The 17,143-nt window shown below is 53.2% G+C and carries 11 protein-coding genes; 9 read left to right on the plus strand and 2 right to left on the minus strand.

Annotated features, from left to right (window positions below; all coding sequences use genetic code 11):
• Positions 1–49: 49 nt before the first annotated feature.
• From P2G53_RS06530 to P2G53_RS06550, 5 genes are all read left to right on the plus strand, one after another.
• A complete protein-coding gene (locus tag P2G53_RS06530) occupies positions 50–2,197 on the plus strand; it encodes an ATP-binding protein (RefSeq protein WP_275815477.1) in 2,148 nt (715 codons plus the stop codon).
• Positions 2,194–3,552 carry a sigma-54 dependent transcriptional regulator gene (locus P2G53_RS06535; protein ID WP_345799202.1) on the plus strand — a complete coding sequence of 453 codons (1,359 nt, stop codon included), beginning with the start codon at positions 2,194–2,196 and terminating at the stop codon, positions 3,550–3,552. Before P2G53_RS06530 ends, P2G53_RS06535 begins: the two co-directional genes overlap by 4 nt.
• A gap of 292 nt (positions 3,553–3,844) precedes the next feature.
• The gene (locus P2G53_RS06540) at positions 3,845–4,876 is read left to right on the plus strand and encodes a TAXI family TRAP transporter solute-binding subunit (RefSeq protein WP_275815479.1); all 1,032 of its coding nucleotides are present in this window, start codon (positions 3,845–3,847) and stop codon (positions 4,874–4,876) included.
• Positions 4,877–4,966: 90 nt separating this feature from the next.
• Positions 4,967–7,105 (plus strand): TRAP transporter fused permease subunit, encoded by a 2,139-nt coding sequence (locus tag P2G53_RS06545; protein ID WP_275815481.1) that lies wholly within the window; start codon positions 4,967–4,969, stop codon positions 7,103–7,105.
• A gap of 15 nt (positions 7,106–7,120) precedes the next feature.
• The gene (locus P2G53_RS06550; protein ID WP_275815483.1) at positions 7,121–8,371 is read left to right on the plus strand and encodes an MFS transporter; all 1,251 of its coding nucleotides are present in this window, start codon (positions 7,121–7,123) and stop codon (positions 8,369–8,371) included.
• A gap of 21 nt (positions 8,372–8,392) precedes the next feature.
• Here P2G53_RS06550 and P2G53_RS06555 read toward each other — a convergent pair whose 3' ends face one another.
• Positions 8,393–9,190, minus strand: a complete 798-nt coding sequence (locus P2G53_RS06555) for a helix-hairpin-helix domain-containing protein (RefSeq protein WP_275815485.1) — start codon at positions 9,188–9,190, stop codon at positions 8,393–8,395.
• Between the two features lie 434 nt (positions 9,191–9,624).
• Between P2G53_RS06555 and P2G53_RS06560 the strand changes: the two genes are divergently transcribed.
• Entirely contained in the window at positions 9,625–12,267 is a 2,643-nt protein-coding gene (locus P2G53_RS06560) for an EAL domain-containing protein (RefSeq protein ID WP_275815487.1), read from the plus strand.
• 93 nt (positions 12,268–12,360) lie between these two features.
• Complete coding sequence (locus P2G53_RS06565) at positions 12,361–13,560, plus strand: GGDEF domain-containing protein (protein WP_275815489.1); 1,200 nt, start codon at positions 12,361–12,363, stop codon at positions 13,558–13,560.
• Here the strand turns inward: P2G53_RS06565 and P2G53_RS06570 are convergent.
• Positions 13,557–15,089, minus strand: a complete 1,533-nt coding sequence (locus tag P2G53_RS06570) for a hypothetical protein (RefSeq protein ID WP_275815491.1) — start codon at positions 15,087–15,089, stop codon at positions 13,557–13,559. The two genes, P2G53_RS06565 and P2G53_RS06570, sit on opposite strands and share 4 nt — an antisense overlap.
• 135 nt (positions 15,090–15,224) lie before the next feature.
• Here P2G53_RS06570 and P2G53_RS06575 point away from each other — a divergent pair, with 135 nt between their 5' ends.
• Positions 15,225–16,481 carry a glutamate-5-semialdehyde dehydrogenase gene (locus tag P2G53_RS06575; protein WP_275815493.1) on the plus strand — a complete coding sequence of 419 codons (1,257 nt, stop codon included), beginning with the start codon at positions 15,225–15,227 and terminating at the stop codon, positions 16,479–16,481.
• Between the two features lie 9 nt (positions 16,482–16,490).
• Entirely contained in the window at positions 16,491–17,138 is a 648-nt protein-coding gene (gene nadD / locus P2G53_RS06580) for a nicotinate-nucleotide adenylyltransferase (protein ID WP_275815495.1), read from the plus strand.
• Positions 17,139–17,143: the final 5 nt, after the last annotated feature.

The following is a 17,143-nucleotide window of genomic DNA, read 5'->3' on the forward strand; positions in this document are numbered from 1 at the left end:
GTGGTTTTCCGGGTATTGATAGAGGGCCTCTGAGCCACACTGGATCTACGTGAAACCTGTTTTGTTCCGTTTAAAATATATCAGTCATCGTTCACTGGTGATCGTTGTGCTGCTGCTGACACTGGTCACTGGCTGGCAGTTGATACTCTACAGCCGTGCCAGTTTGCTGCAGGATATTCGCCTGCACGGTGAAAATCGTCTTTTGATCCATATCAGCGCCATCCGCCGGGATCTCAACCGCTTTACTCCCATGCCATTTGTGCTGTCCCAGAATCGGGAGGTCAGGCTGTTATTGCAGCAATATTCCGATGATCTGGTGGCGAGGGTGAATCCGTTTCTGGAACAGGCCAACCAGGTGGCGGGTACCCGTAACTGGGGGGTGTTAAATACCGAAGGTCAGGTGATTGCCAGCAGTGACTGGCGCAGTAACTCAAGTACCCTGCCGGTTTCGGGCCGGGATCAGCCATTTTTTCGCGGTGCGCTGAATGGTGAATATGGCGGTTACTTTGCCGCTGATAAACGGTTGCCGGTGTACTATCTGTCGGCACCCATCTACGGTGCCGGGCAGTTACTGGGTGTGGCTGTGGTTGGAGTTGATCTGCGTCAACTGCAGGAAAACTGGAGTACCAGTCGGGACTATCTGCTGGTCAGTGATCAGCAGGGAGAGGTTTTTCTCTCCAGCCTGGATGCGCTGAGGAACCAGCGATTGCCAGACCCATCCGATAAGGCTCCGGTCGATCAGGCCTCTGGCTGGTTATGGGTTAATGACGGGCTGTTGGGCCGTCAGCCGCTGCTGAGGTCAGCCGACGGTCAGCAAACCTATCTGGTGCAGTCTGTCCTGCTGGATGACCTGCACTGGGATATCCATTTTCTGACCGATCTGGCACCGGTATTTCAGCAGCTGCGTTCGCAGGTGGCGTTCGTACTGGGTGGCGGTTTTGCCCTGTTGTTGCTGTTGTTGTTTGTCCGCGAGCGACAGTTAAAACTGCGTTCACTGGATGAGGCCCGTGAGCTGCGGCTGAAAAATGAAGCACAGCAGCGGGAGATGATCAGTAATACCCAGGCGGGGCTGATGGTACTGAACCCGAGCGGCGAAGTGGTGTTCAGTAACCCGCGTGCGCAGCAGTATTTTGCCGTGGATGCCCGGCAGTTGCTGACCTGCACGATTGAACAACTGCTGGATCATTCACAACCTCTGGATCAACTGCAACAGCTGGCTGGACAGTTGGTTAACCCGGCCCGGTTCCGTCCTATAAACCTGCTGGAAACGCTGGCAAGACGACTGGATGGCAGTCTGTTTCCGGTGATAATTTCCATCAATCCAATCACCTGGGGCGGCAGTGACGGTTATCTGGTGACCCTGGTCGACATCACCAAACGTAAACGGGCAGAACAGGCATTGCGGCAGGCGAATGAGGCCCTGGAATTGCGGGTGCAGGAACGTACCCGTGAACTGCATGAGGCGCAGGCAGAGCTGATTCAGCAATCGAAACTGGCTGCCCTTGGTACCATGGCGGCCGCCATCGCCCATGAGCTGAACCAGCCACTGACCGCAATCCGGACTTCGGTATTCAGTAGTCGCCTGCTGTTGCAGCGGGATCAGTTACAGGCGGCGGAGCAGGCTTTGGAGCAGATTGTCAGCATGACGGAGCGGATGGCGCTGATCACTGGCCAGCTGAAAACCTTTGCCTATAAAAAACCGGACAGTCTGATTCAGGTCGCACTGGTGGAGTGTATTGAGCAGGTGCTGCCGATGTTTGAAGACCACCTGCTGCAACAGCAGGTAGAGCTGCTACTGGATTATCAGGCCCGTCCTGTGGTGCTGGCGGACCAGCCCAGGCTGGAACAGGTTCTGATCAACCTGCTGCGAAACGCGCTGGATGCCATGGCGGGCTGCCCGGTAAAACAGCTTTCGGTCAGGGTCTGGCAGAAGGATGGGCAAGCCTGGTTCAGTGTGTCTGACCGGGGGGGCGGCTTTACTGAAGAGAGCCTGGCCCATCTGTTTGATCCGTTTTTTACCACTAAAGAGGTTGGGCAGGGACTGGGGCTGGGTCTGGCGATCAGCTACAGTATCGTGAACGATTTTGGTGGACAGATTCGGGCTGAAAACCGCAGACATGGTGGTGCCCGGTTCCGGGTTCGGCTGCCGTTGGCAGAAGTGAGTTCAGGCGCGTCAGTACAGGAAACAGTGCAGTGATAGAACAACGTGGTCGGGTGATACTGGTAGATGATGAGGCGGCGGTACGGCAGACCACGGCGCAGTGGTTGGAACTGGCGGGTTTTGTCGTGACCCAGTTTGGCCATGCGGCGGATGCACTGGCGGCGCTGCAACCCGATTTCGACGGTATTCTGGTCACTGATGTGCGGATGCCGCAGATGGATGGACAGCAGCTGTTGTTGGCTGCGCTGCAGCAGGTGCCCGAACTGCCGGTGATACTGGTGACCGGCCATGGCAGTGTGGATATGGCGATTGCGGCGATGCGTGAAGGTGCTTATGACTTCATTGAAAAACCCTTCGATCCGGAACGGCTGGTGGAAACTCTGCACCGGGCCTGTGAAAAACGTCGTCTGACACTGGAGAATCAGCGCCTGCTGCAACGGTTACATGACAACGTCAGCATTGAAGACCGACTGATCGGTCTGTCGCCGGCGATGGAACGGCTGCGCCGTGAAGTGCTGCGGTTGGCCCGGTTGGATACCAACCTGATTATTTACGGGGAAACCGGCACGGGTAAGGAGCTGGTGGCTCAGTGTCTGCACGAGTTCGGGCCAAGGGCGGATCAGCCGTTTGTGGCGTTGAACTGTGGCGCAATCCCGGAAAGTCTGTTCGAAAGCGAGTTATTCGGTTATGAGGCGGGTGCCTTTACCGGCGCCAGCAAACGGCGTGTCGGCAAATTTGAGTTTGCCGACGGCGGTACGCTGTTTATGGATGAAATAGAAAGCATGCCCCTGAATCTGCAGGTGAAGGTGTTGCGTACTCTGGAGCAGGGCAGCATCGAGCGGCTGGGGGATAACCGTTCCCGGTCTCTTAATCTGCGCGTTGTCGCTGCCACCAAAACCGAGTTGAAGGGGGATGAAGGTTTTCGGCAGGATCTGTACTACCGGCTGAACCTGGGGCAGCTGTATATTCCGCCGCTGCGTGAGCGGACCGAAGATATCCCGCTGCTGTTTGAGTATTACGCCCGCCAGGGTGCGCAGCAGCAACAGCGGGATTATCAGCCGTGCAGTGCGCAGGAGATGCGAACCCTGCAGCATTACGCCTGGCCGGGCAATGTGCGTGAGCTGCGCAATATAGCCCTGCGCTTTGGTATGGATCCGCAGTGCAACCTGACCGAACTGCTGCAGCCGGCGGCTCCTGAGTATACCGAGACGGAGCTGGCAGACCTGCCATTGTCGCTGCAGGTACAGAATTTTGAAGCGCAGGTGATCCGTCAGACCCTGCAGCGTTATCACGGTAACGTACAGCAGGTGTTGCAGATACTGGACCTGCCAAGGCGTACCCTGAATCAGAAAATGCAGAAGTACGGCATTAACCGCAGCGATTTTCTCTGATCGGCAAAATTCTGCTTATTGTCCTCTCGCGGGGCAAATTTTCTCTGTTTTTCCAGTAAAGCGGCTCTATTTCGGGCCTGCTCAGACACCTGTCATGCGCGCTGTAGGCAAAATTTTGCTTATGCATTCTGCTTTGATGAGCAAAAAACTGCTTATAACGGGGCGGCCGGTTTGTGACGGTTATAAATTTATTCTTTTTATATCAATTGGTTATCTGATTCTTTGGCAATTGGCCCATGGCTTGCTAAAACAAAAAGACATTAATAATAAAAAATGCTAGAGGATCATCACCATGCAAGTTAATAAGCGTCGCTTTATCAAAGGACTGGGTCTGGCCCTTACGTTAGGTTCTGGCCTGACGCTGGGAGCCTTGTCTGCCCAGGCGGAAGAAAACCGTTCCTATATCCTCGCGACTGCCTCCACAGGCGGTACTTACTACCCGGTGGGTGTCGCGCTGGCGACTCTGTCCAAGGTTAAACTGGAGCCGGCAAATCATTTCTCCCTGTCTGCGATCAGCTCTGCCGGTTCCGGTGAAAACGTCAAACTGTTACGGGAAAATGAAGCGCAGTTTGCCATCATGCAGGGTCTGTATGGAGCCTGGGCGTGGAACGGTGAAGGGCCAGTGCAGGAGAGTGGTCCACAGAAACAGCTGCGTTCTGTGTCTATGTTGTGGCAGAACGTTGAACACTTCGCCGTGCGTAGTAGCCATGTAAAAACCGGCACAGTATCGGATCTGGCGGGTCTGGACGGTAAAAAATTCTCCATCGGTAAACGTAACTCCGGTACAGAAGGTTCTGGTCGCCAGATTCTGAAAGGGCTGGGTATGGATGCGGATAAGTTTGACCTGGCCTACATGGGTTATGGTCCAAGTGCCGATGCGCTGCAGAACGGCACGGTGGAAGGCATGAACATTCCTGCCGGGGTGCCTGTCAGTGCGATTACCCGTGCCTATGCTGCACTTGGCAGTGACATGACGGTACTGGATTTCACCGATGAGCAGATGAAACAGGCCAACGGTCGCTATGATCTATGGACCCGTTTTGTGATTCCGGCAAACACCTACCCAGGTCAGAGCAAGACTATCAATACCATTGCACAGCCTAACTTCCTGGCGGTACGCGATGATATTCCGGAAGAAGATGTTTATCTGCTGACCAAAGCCATTTACGAAAATCTGCCGTTTCTCAATGGTATTCATAAGGCCACCAAAGCGATGAGCCTGGAGAAAGCGATTGCCGGTCTGCCGGTGCCGCTGCATCCGGGGGCCGCCCGTTATTATCGGGAGCAGGGGCTGAACATTCCGGCGCATCTGGTCGCTGAATAATCCTCTCCCTCCGGCGTAAGCCCAGCTTGCGCCTATATCTGAAGCAATAACCGGCCGGACATTCCGGCCGGCACTCTGGCAGGTGCTGTTATGTCCAAAGAGACAACCGACACTTCCGCTGGCGCGGATCAGGAAACCCTGACACAGCTGCAACAACTTGAACTGACCCAGCGGGGTGAGCAGGGTGTGGCAGGTAAAATCATCTACTGGTTCGGGATTCTGCTGTCGCTGTCCCATATCTATTTCAATACCCTGGGCACCTTGTCCGAGCTCTGGGTTTCAGCCATCCATTTCGGCGGTTTTGGTCTGCTCTGTGCGCTGATGGTGCCGATGAAGCGGGGTAAGGTTTACTCCAGAACCGTGCTGTTGGCCGATCTGCTGATCGGCTTGCTGGCGGTAGGTACGGCGGCGTATCTGATGCTGTTTGAAAACGCCCTGTATGACCGCGGCGTGCACTTTATCAGTAGTGACTGGGCGGCGGCCCTGCTGGCGATTGCCGTGGCACTGGAGCTGACCCGTCGTACCACTGGCTGGTTTATCCCGGTGCTGATTCTGATCGCGCTGACCTATGTCTTCTGGTGGGGAAAATATCTGGGTGGGGTGTTCAATTTCCCCGGCCTGAGTCTGGAAACCCTGCTGTTCCGCAGTTATTTCAGTGGTGAAGGGATGTTTGGTTCGATTGCCCGCATCTCCTGGACCTTTGTCTTTATGTTTATCCTGTTCGGTGCGTTTCTGGTGAAGTCGGGAGCCGGGGATTTCATTGTGCAGCTATCCCGTAGTGCCGCCGGGCGGATGGTAGGTGGGCCAGGTTTTGTTGCGGTGTTTGGTTCCGGTCTGATGGGGTCGGTGTCCGGTTCCTCAGTAGCCAATACGGTTTCAACCGGGGTGATTACCATTCCTATGATGCGCAAGGCGGGATTTCCGGCCCGGTTTGCTGCCGGGGTGGAGGCTGCGGCCTCGACGGGTGGGCAGTTGATGCCACCGGTCATGGGGGCCGGTGCCTTTATCATGGCGTCCTACACCCAGATCTCCTATCTGGAGATCATCGCCTATGCTGCACTGCCGGCGCTGCTGTATTTCATGTCGGTGGCGTTTTTTGTCCGTATTGAGGCGAAACGCAGTCATGCCCATGCGGTTGAGGATGATGTGCCGCCATTGCGGGAGGTGATGAAAGGGGGCTGGCATTATCTGCTGCCGCTGGCGGTGCTGGTAGCACTGCTGATCTATGGTTTTACCCCGACCTATGCTGCTGGTCTGAGTATTCTGGCAGTGATTGGCGCTTCCTGGTTGTCACGCCAGCCGATGGGGCCGCGTGATATTTGCGATGCGCTGGCGCAGGGGGCCAAAAATATGGCGACCACGGCGGTGCTGCTGGTGTCCATTGGCCTGATCGTTAATGTGATTGCCACGACTGGCATTGGTAACACCTTCTCTTTGATGGTGAACACCTGGGCCGGAGGCAGTCTGCTGATTACCATTGTTCTGGTGGCACTGGCATCGCTGGTACTGGGAATGGGCCTGCCGGTGACGGCGTCCTATATTGTACTGGGTACCTTGTCCGCCCCGGCACTGTACAGTCTGATCAGTGAGTCACATCTGCTGCAGTTGATGATGGATGGTACGCTGCCGGAAGCGGCCCGCACTATTTTCCTGCTGGCCGATCCGGAGAGTGTCACTAAACTTGCAGCCCCAATGGCCAGAGGGGATGCGGAGGCCCTGCTGGCGCTGGTACCGGGAGATTTTAAAACCACTCTGCTGGAGATGGCGCTGGATCCCCGGGTGTTGTCGATGGCGCTGCTATCCGCTCATATGATCATCTTCTGGCTGTCACAGGACAGTAACGTCACCCCACCGGTCTGTCTGACCGCCTTTGCGGCGGCAGCGATTGCAAAAACTCCGCCGATGGCTACGGGTCTGACTGCCTGGAAGATTGCCAAGGGGCTTTATATTATCCCACTGCTGTTTGCCTATACCGGTCTGATCGGTGGCAGTCTCAGTGAAATGCTCACCATATTTGTGTTTGCTTTGGTGGGTATCTACGCGTTAGCTGGTGCAATGGAAGGCTATCTGGAAGGCCCTCTGGGTATTCTGGGCCGCTTGCTGGCACTGGTGGCGGGTCTGGCTCTGCTCTGGCCTGGTCTGCCGTTACTGGTGAATATTGCCGGACTTGCACTGTTTGCTGCGGTGTTCTGGTACAGCCGTCGTCAACCGCAGCCTGCCATCGCCTGAGGGAATGATTTCATCGTGAATCGACCTGAATGGACTGCGGATCCGGCCGCAGGAACCGGTGCGGCGCTGCTGCTGCGCCTGTTTCTGCCGTTTGGACTGGGTTATTTCCTCTCTTATCTGTTTCGCATGGTGAATGCGGTTATCGCGCCGGCTCTGCTGCAGGATATCAGTATGACACCGGGGCAGATCGGACTGGTCAGTGGTGCTTATCTGCTCTGTTTTGCTGCTTTTCAGTTGCCGCTGGGCTTGTTGCTGGATCGCTATGAGCCGCGCCGGGTGCTGGCTGTTCTGCTGCTGGTGGCGGCAGCCGGCGCGGGTCTGTTTGCGCAGGCTCAGGATGTGATGCAGTTGCTGCTGGGGCGTGGTCTGATTGGTTTGGGGGTGTCGGCCTGTCTGATGGCGGCATTCAAAACCTACAGTCACTGGTTCAGTGTGCAGCGTCTACCGCTGATTAACGGCCTGCAACTGACAGCCGGGGGTCTGGGTGGGCTGGCGGCGACCCGGCCCGTTGAGCTGGTGGTTGACCTGTATGACTGGCGTTTTCTGTTTTGGGGGCTTGCTGTCTGTTGCGTACTGGTCAGTCTGCTGGTGTTCTGGCTGGTGCCGCGTCATGCGGTTGAGCCCCATGGTGAAAGCCTGGGTCAGCAGTTGCAGGGGACCTGGAGCATAATGACCGATCCGCGGTTTTATACCCGGGCACCGGCCAGTATGCTGGCCCAGTCGGCTTTTGCTGCGATTCAGGGCTTGTGGCTGGGGCTCTGGTTGCGGGATGTGGAAGGTCTGAGCACCGCCGCCTTGTCACAGCAGTTGTTGCTGGTCGCGCTGGGCATGAGTCTGGGCTTCCTGAGTCTGGGCTGGCTGGCCGAGCGGCTACAGCACCAGGGTTTTACCCCGGGGCAGATCTGTGCCGGTGGCATGACTGTGTTTCTGCTGCTGCAGTTGCTGATTTTTTCCGGCCCCGGGCTTACGCCGGACTGGCTCTGGTGTGCACTGGGTTTCTTTGGTACCTCGGGCACGCTGATGTTTGCTGTGTTATCGCAGCTTTTCCCACGTCATAAAACCGGTCGGGTGAATACGTCTCTGAATCTGATGATTTTCCTGGGAGCGTTTCTGATGCAGTGGGGGATCGGACTGATCGCCGGGTTGTGGGGAGAGGTGGAACATCTTCCGATAGAGGCTTATCAGGCCGCTTTTGGTTTTTGTGCGCTGCTGCAGCTGATGGGGTTGTTATGGTTTCTAAGAGGCAGGGCGTTAATGGCCCGGTAGCTGGCTACCGGGCCGGGATGTTTAAAGAGACAGGTACTTCTGAATTTTCTTCAGCAGCTTTGGACCCATGCCTTTCAGGCTCAGCAGATCTTCCAGCTTTTTATAAGGACGGCTGTTGTAGATAACGCCGGCCAACTTTTTGTTCAGACCTTTAACCTGCTCGAGTTCCTGCAGCGTTGCTTCGTTGATAGAAACGGTCTGCGCGTCGGCTTTAACTTCTGCAGTTTTAGTCGCAGCGGCTTTAGCAGGTTGCGCGGCTTTGGCTGGCTCAGCCGTTTTGGCGACGGTTTCTGCTTTTTTAACTTCAGCTTTAACTTCAGCTTTAACTTCAGTTTTGGCTTCAGGCGCTTCTGCTTCAGCAGCTTTGCGGCCAGTGAAATCCACATCAATCACTTTGCCATCTTCGCTACGGGAAACCGGCGTTTTGGTTTCAACTAAATAAGGCAGGCCGAAGTTGATGTAATCACGCGTTTCAAACGCGGTGCCGTTCCACTCGCGCAGCATCAGACAGAGTGACCATTCACCAGCCTGAGGCGCGGCAAAGTTCAGACGGTATTCGCAATTTGGCAGGAAGTGCTGATCCAGCAGTTCGCCAATCTGAGTCCCCGCCAGCGCCTGGCCGTTGAAATTGCCACCCTGATAAGGTGCAGTTAAAGCCCACAACTCTAAAGACAGAGTGCCGCTTAGAGAAAAATTGTCACGATTGTTAGACAGAACGGGGATGGAGATGACCACCTGCTGACCATCGATACGGTAGCGGGCACTGCCATTCAGGCTAATTTCTTGGATGTTATTTTCTAGCTGGGGTGATGCACTCACGGCGTTGCTCCTGCACGGGGTGGGGTTTTGGGGCGGATTCTAAGGGCCTCCTGATGACAGTTTCAACCGCTAAAAACCCTTAATTTAGTGAGTGCATTGGTTTGGTGCGGATGCCTTATTTTGGGGTGCTTGCTGCACCTGTTTGGTGTTGATAAATAAGTATTAGTTTCATGTGTTTAGTTTGAACTTATGCGTTCTGAATGAGCGGAAATGGGGCATCTTTAAAAGATGATTTATTTTCAATTTTTTTATGATATGTAGTTATTTTATGCATTTGCGGTATTTGGTTTATTTTCGCCTGTTTCGCATAGCTATGGTCAATTGTGCAGCTGTGAGAATTGTTCAGAAAATCTCTTATTTTTTGATGTAATTCAGGGTTTCTGTCCGTGTAGTTGTTAAAGTTAAGGCTCATAGATTGAAAAGGGATGCTGGCGATGCTTTTTTTGCGGAATGAAACCAACCCCCTGCGCGTTCTGATTTTGCTATCCGGGGTAATGGTCAGCATAGCCTTTATCGTGTTTGGAATAGTTGTCTGGCAGGATGTGAAAGAAAGTCAATCTACTCGTTTGGCTGAGCAGCATGATATGTTGCAGCAACGGGCAGTTGACTTTTTAAGTCAGCAAACACGCATAGTCGCCCGCACGTTAGCGGAAATAGATCAGCTTGGTCAGATAGTACCTACTGAACTAAAAGCTGATCTGTCTTACCTGATAACCGCGAACGATAACATCAGTGCACTATTGATTATGGATCGTACTGGCAGTGTTGTTACTGCGGTGAGCCAGGCAGATACGCCTTCCCTTTCTGTTGAGAATCGTCAGCAATTTGAAATGGCGCGGCTGGATAAATCTGTTCAGATAGGGACTGTTCAGCGCTCGGGCATCCTTGCTCCTCCCCAATTACCACTTTTTATCCCGTTGTTGGATGACAAAAAGCAAGTGTCATACATCGCTGCGGTTTTTCTGGTGCTAGATCAAAATGTTGGCTTGTTAAATCAGTTAGCGATTGCCCAGAACCAGCGGCTTTGGTTTGTGGGTCGTGAGGGACAACTTCACCTCACCTACCCGTTAGATAAGGGTTTGGTAGCGGGATTGTTTCGCCAGCGTTTTCCAGATGAAGCACTCAGAGCGGTTCAGGCTTCTGTAGTGGAAAATCCTCGACTTGAACTGGAAATCTCGGGTCAGACCTATCTGCTGCAGAGTGGTTATATCGCGGACTATCAGCTGCTTTTATTACAGGGCCAGCCTATTACCTCGTTGATCTCTGTCTGGGCCGGTCAGATGCGCCCTGTAACAGGTGTTTTTCTGTTGTTTTTGCTCGCAGGTTTTGGGGTTTTCTGGTTCACCAGTCGGATCAGTCAAAAAGTGACGGCTGCCAAAGAGGAGGCAGAGGGTAATGTAGAGAAGTTGTCACAGGCGGTGGAGCAGAGTCCCAGTAGTATCGTGATTACTGATGCAAACTGGTTGATTGATTATGCAAATAGCCATTTTGATCTGGAGCAGAATGCCTCGGGATTACAGCGTCATGTGATTGGTCAGGAAATGATTAATTTTTCACCCTACAGTGAACTGAAAGCTGATTTGATGTTTATTGCTGAAGAGGTGAGTCAGACCGGCAAATGGTTTGCTGAACGACAGACTGAGTTTAACGGCCATTGGTATGCTTTTTCGATCAGCGGCATCAGCAATAGTGATGGGGTAATCACTCATTTTGTGACGGTTGTTAATGATATTACGAAGCGAAAACGTGATGAGGAAAAACTTTATCAGCAGGCCAATTATGACTCTCTGACAGGGCTGCCAAATCGGCTTCGCGGTAACCAGGACCTTGCTCGTGCTCTACAGACTGCCTGGCATGATCAGTCAAAAATAGCTGTACTCTATCTGGATATCGATAACTTCAAGATGGTTAACGATACGTTTGGTCACCTTATGGGTGATCAGTTGTTGCAACTGGTAGCAGACCGCCTGAGGAGTGTATGCAGTGACCGGGCTTATGTCTGTCATGTCAGCGGTGATGAATTTATGGTGTTCACGACATATAAGGAAAAACCAGAGGTTCAGTTGTTGGCGGACAAAATTCTGAGGGATGTCGAAACGCCTGTCGAAATTGAGGGTAAGTTACTGTATGTGTCAGTGAGTATCGGTATTGCCTGTTATCCAGATGACAACAATGATGTTTCTGGTTTGATTAAATTTTCAGATATTGCTCTCTATGAATCGAAAAAGCAGGGGCGTAAGAGGTACAGTTTTTTTACATCCGAGCTCGAATATGGCCTTAAACGGCGTAGTGAAGTTGAAAATTTGCTGCGACAGGCATTGGCTCGGGGCGAAATTTATATGGTTTACCAGAGTAAAAACTGCATTAAGACCGGCCAGATTCTGGGTTTTGAAGCACTTATGCGTTGGCAAAGTGCAGATTTAGGATTTGTTGGCCCGGATGAATTTATCCACGCAGCGGAAGAGGTCGGCCTGATCAATGAGCTTGGTGAATTTGCTCTTGAACAGGCTTGTTCCGACTTGGTGGTGTTGCAGCAGAAAGCGCCTCGTCGCTTGAATATGGCGGTGAACCTGTCTCTCAGACAGCTGGCGCAAGATGATATCGTGTTTAAAGTCAGGGATGTGTTGGAAAAAACGCCAATTGAACCTATGCAGTTAGAGCTTGAAATCACGGAAAGCCTATTGGCAGACAATGTCGAATCTTTGATGCCACGTCTTGAAAAATTACTGGCTCTGGGTGCGTCACTGACAATTGATGATTTTGGAACAGGCTATAGTTCGCTTAGCTATCTAACGCGTTTTCCAGTGAGTTGCCTGAAGGTGGATCGGGCTTTCGTCCGTGATATGGCTAATCATGCAGGTGATGCCACGCTGGCCCGGACGATTATCGCAATGGCGCATGCCCTTAATCTCAAGGTAGTTGCTGAGGGAATTGAGGATGAGATCCAGCTCGAGATGCTGCGGCAGTACCGTTGCGATATTGGTCAGGGTTATTTTTTCAGCAAACCTGTTCATCTTGAAGAAGCGCTTAGATTGTTAGAGCGTGATGCAAATCAAGAACACCTGTTTGAAACATGACAGGTGCTTAGCTAGTAATAGGGAACAGCTAACTCTAGACTTATCAGTTATAGATTTTTTGCTGTTGGCAGTGATGCCAAATGAGGATGTTTAATGAATGCCATGGATAGCCATTGGGTAATCCCGCGAATTGATAAACGGATACCTGTGGTGGCAAGGCTCATGCTTGTGGTGTTGGTGTTGTGTGCGGGTACCGGTATCTATCTGGTCACCCATCTGCAACAGACATGGCAGGAGTACACAGAGCAGACCTCTGCCCGGGATCAGACCCTGTTTCGTTTGCAGGGTCTTATGGGGTATGGCGGTCTGGTTCATCACTTCAAGGATTATGTGCTGCGGCGTGATATACAGCTATATCATGCCGCGCAGCAGAACCTCGCTGAAGCACGTCTTACGCTCACCGATTACGGACATTTCAACCTGTCAAACGAGGAGAAAGTTGCGCTTTCTCTATTGCGACAGACGCTCGATGCGTTTGAAGGCAATCTGGAACTGGTACGCCGGGCCATTATAGTGGGTGAAGCCGTACCGGGCGTTGATCTTCAGGTGAAGATGGACAGTAACGGTGCTAAAACTGCGCTGAACTTATTACACCAGCACATTGAAACTGAGCGCCAGGAGCAACAGAACCAGATCAATTCGCTCGTTTCTCTGATTGTGTTTTCTTTGCTGGTGGCGCTTCTTGTGACGCTGGTGGGGGGCGGTTACCTGCGTTTTTGTTATCGGAAACAGCTTGTAGTACAGCCTGTGCTTAAACCCTCCGCTGATAAGGGCTCTCACCTGCCTGCACTGCTTCCGTCTCAATGCTGTGATCTGACCGGTGTGGCAAACCGGCGGGCCTTATTCGAGCAGGGTGGGCGTATGTTAAAAGCAGCCAAAGCGCAGGATAAGCCGTTCTCGGTGTTGGTGATTGATGTGGATAACTTCCGGCGCATTAATGAGTTGCTTGGTCCAGGCGTGGGTGACCGTATCCTTCTGGATATCGCCAAACGTCTGAAATCCTATTCTGCCCGGGAAGATCTGCTGGCGCGTATCGGCGGGGATGAGTTCGCGCTGCTGTTGCATCAGCGAGATGCATTGGCTGCGGCGCGCAAACTGGCTGAAATGTTACATGATCTGGCGACGGCGGATTATCAGATGCTGGAGCAGTATGGCCTGATGATCAGCTGTTCTGTGGGTGGTGCGATGTATCCGGATGATGGTACTGATTTGGAAACTCTGCTGAAGGTGGCTGACCTGAGAATGTACAGTGTGCGTCGCCAGTATCGTGCCGGCCTACGTGACGGGCTTTAATCTTCTGCAACTGAACTCTGTTTGAGTGCGCTGAAGAATTTGCTGATCAGGTGGTTGGCCTGTTTCTGCAGCAGCTCCTGATGGCGCGGCTGTAACCTCATTATGAGGACCTTGTCTTCATCTTCCCTGCGAATATCCGCATCCTGCAGCAGCGCCTGCTTGAGCTTGGGTGCTTCTGTCAGTGCTGTGTGGCTTATAAGCGCATTGCTCTGCGTGGTGCGGGTCAGAAAACGGGCTTCTTCCAGTAGCAGGTTTGGCTTTGATTTATGTCCGCGTGCCAGCGCTGTCTGCAGATTCAGTACCGGTTTAAACAGTCGAATCCGGCTCTGGTTATACAAACGATAAATCAGCGTGAACAACGTGGCGGCACAGAGGGCGTTAATACCGTGCTCATCACTTTCCAGGGCTTCATTGAAGCGTATGATGACATCTCCGCTCGCTAGTTTTTCCGCCTCGCCCTGATAGATGCCTGCTACCTGCAGGGCCAGCTGCTGATAAACATTTAGCAGCTCCTGCCGCAGTTCAGGTTCGGTGTTTTCGGCTGCCGGCGTAACGGTATCAATGTAAAGGATGTAACCGGCATTCTCCGCTGCAAGCATCAATTCTAGCTCGTGTTCAAACGGGTAGAGGTTGAGCTGGACCTCCTGACGTTGCTGGAAATGTTTCAGCAGTGGGTTTTCCCGGGCAGGTTTTTCCGGCGGTGGACGCAGGGCTTCGCCTTCATCTTCCTGCAGTTCAAACTCCGGCGTTTTGGGGTTGTTGAACTCAGGCAGATCCTGAGGGTGATGCTCAAAACGGGGCATATGATTGACTGCATCCCTGGCCGGTTTGAGCAGATCAACCAGATCGCAGGTGTCATCTTCTACCGCAGTGACTAAGGGCGCGGTGGTTGCCTGAGGCGGGCCTGGCTGTTCGGTGGCGATAGGTTCGGAGTCAGTCTCTGGAGTCTTAAGTTGTTCAGCGGTATGTTGTTGCAGCAGGTTATCAAAGCCGGGTTTCTGCGCATGGCTATTCGGTGTATCCGTTATCTCATGGTGTTTAAGGGTATACCAGAGACTGAACAGGGTGATCAGGATCACGGCTGAAGCGAGCAGTCCTGCCTGAGCCAGCGGTTGATTGATCAGGCTCAAAGCAGGCGCTGGATTAAGCCAGAGTGTCAGAGTGCCGAGGGAGCGTTCACCGGTCAGTGTCGATTCGAGTTTCAGGTCTGTTGCATTGCCTGCCCGGGCGATCACCATTTTATCTGTATTCTTAAGCTCCAGACCTGAGACATAGTCCAGTTGAATCAGTTGGTTGGCCAAATAGTTAAGACTGATGCGGTCATTGGCCAACATCAGGGGGCGACTCATAATGGCGGTCTGATTGGCGAGGTTCTGACCCAGTTTGAGGGTGTCGGATCGCGCCAGTTGCTGGCCCGACAGGTGCAGATAGATGGCACTCAGCACTAAACCGGATAACAACACCACCGCCGCAACCGTCAGCTGAAGGTAGCGTCTGTTCAGTGTGTGTAAGCGGTTGTTCCGGGCCACGAGTTCTTTCCTGAAGCATTCAGGGATGCATGATAACAGTTCAATTCCACATCGGTGAACAGGAATTATCACGGCCCCATGACCCGGAAGCGCCGCAGCGTTATAATGTGCGCTTCATGAAAGAGATGAGCTGGTATGAACGTAGAACAGTACATGACTGAACTGGGCCAGTCGGCACGGGATGCAGCCCGTTTGGTAGCACGTGCCGATACCCGGCAGAAGAATAAAGCACTGTTGGCGATGGCGGATGCGCTGAACGCCAGCCGTGATGCATTGGCGACTGCCAATGCTCAGGACCTGGCGGCCGGACGTGCGAATGGCCTGGATGCTGCGATGCTGGATCGGCTTGAACTTACGCCTGCCCGTATCGACGGCATGATTGAGGGACTGCGTCAGGTAGCAACCCTGCCTGATCCGGTGGGTGCCATCTCTGACCTTAAATATCTTCCCAGCGGTATCCAGGTTGGCAAAATGCGTGTGCCTCTGGGTGTTATCGGTATCATTTATGAGTCCCGGCCTAATGTGACCGTGGAAGCTGCCAGTCTGTGTCTGAAGTCCGGTAATGCCACGATCTTGCGCGGTGGCTCTGAAGCGATTCAGTCAAACCAGGCGATTGCCAGCTGCATCCGTCAGGGTCTGGAGAAGGCAGGTTTGCCAGCAACGGCTGTTCAGGTTGTAGAAACCACAGATCGCGCCGCTGTAGGTGCACTGATTACGATGCCTGAATATGTCGACGTGATCGTGCCCCGCGGTGGCAAAGGCCTGATCGAGCGTATCAGCAAAGAAGCACGGGTGCCGGTGATCAAACATCTGGACGGCATCTGTCATGTCTACATTGATGATCAGGCTGACAAAGGCAAAGCCATCAATGTGGCGCTGAACGCCAAAACTCACCGTTACGGTACCTGCAACACCATGGAAACTTTGCTGGTGAACAGCGGCATTGCCAAAGAGGTATTGCCGGAACTGGCAGAGCGTTATCAGGCGGTGGGTGTTGAACTGCGGGGCTGTGAGCGCACCAAGGCGCTGTTGCCCTTCGTGAAAGCTGCTACTGAGGAAGACTGGCATACTGAATATCTGGCGCCGATTTTGTCCATCAAGTTGGTGGATGATATGCAGCAAGCGATTCGTCATATCAACCATTATGGTTCCCACCATACGGACAGTATTATCACAGAAAATTACACGCGTGCCCGGGTGTTCCTGCGTGAAGTGGACTCCAGTTCGGTGATGGTAAATGCGTCGACCCGCTTTGCAGATGGTTTTGAGTATGGTTTGGGTGCTGAAATTGGTATCTCCACCGACAAGATCCACGCCCGTGGACCCGTTGGCCTGCACGGTCTGACTTCTGAGAAGTATATCGTTCTGGGTGACGGTCATATTCGTCAGTAAGGAACGATGATGGCGCAACCCTATGTGTTTATGGGTGGCACCTTTGATCCGGTGCACAACGGTCATCTGAGAACCGCGCTGGAGCTTCAGCAGTGGCTGCAGGTTGCCAGGGTGCATCTGATTCCGTCAGGTGCACCGGTGCACCGTGACAGTCCCGGCTGCACGGCAGACGAGCGCCTGGCGATGTTGCAACTGGCCACGGACGATGAGCCAGCGTTAACTGTTGATGCCAGAGAGGTCGAGTCTGACAAGGCCAGTTATACGCTCTTTACGCTGGAGTCGTTGCGGGCTGAACTTGGGGCTGATACTCCCATCGTGATGATTATGGGTATGGATGCCTACCAAACCCTGCCCTCATGGTATGAGTGGCGGGCGTTTATTGATTATTGCCATATTCTGGTGGTGGCACGGCCCGGTTATCGGCCGGACCCCTCCCCTGAGCTGGCTGAACTGACAGAGAAACATCTGGCGACAACGCCAGAGCAATTGTGGCAGACTGCCGCCGGCAGCATTGTGTTTCACGAACTGACCCCCTTGGGCATATCGGCAACACAGGTCAGGGATTTGATCGCCACAGGGGCTTCGCCCCGTTACCTGCTGCCAGATCCGGTCTGGCACTACATACAATCTCACCATCTATATGGTTTAACGAGCTAAAACGA

The organism is Neptuniibacter sp. CAU 1671, from assembly GCF_029222905.1.
Classification (GTDB): Bacteria; Pseudomonadota; Gammaproteobacteria; order Pseudomonadales; family Balneatricaceae; genus Neptuniibacter.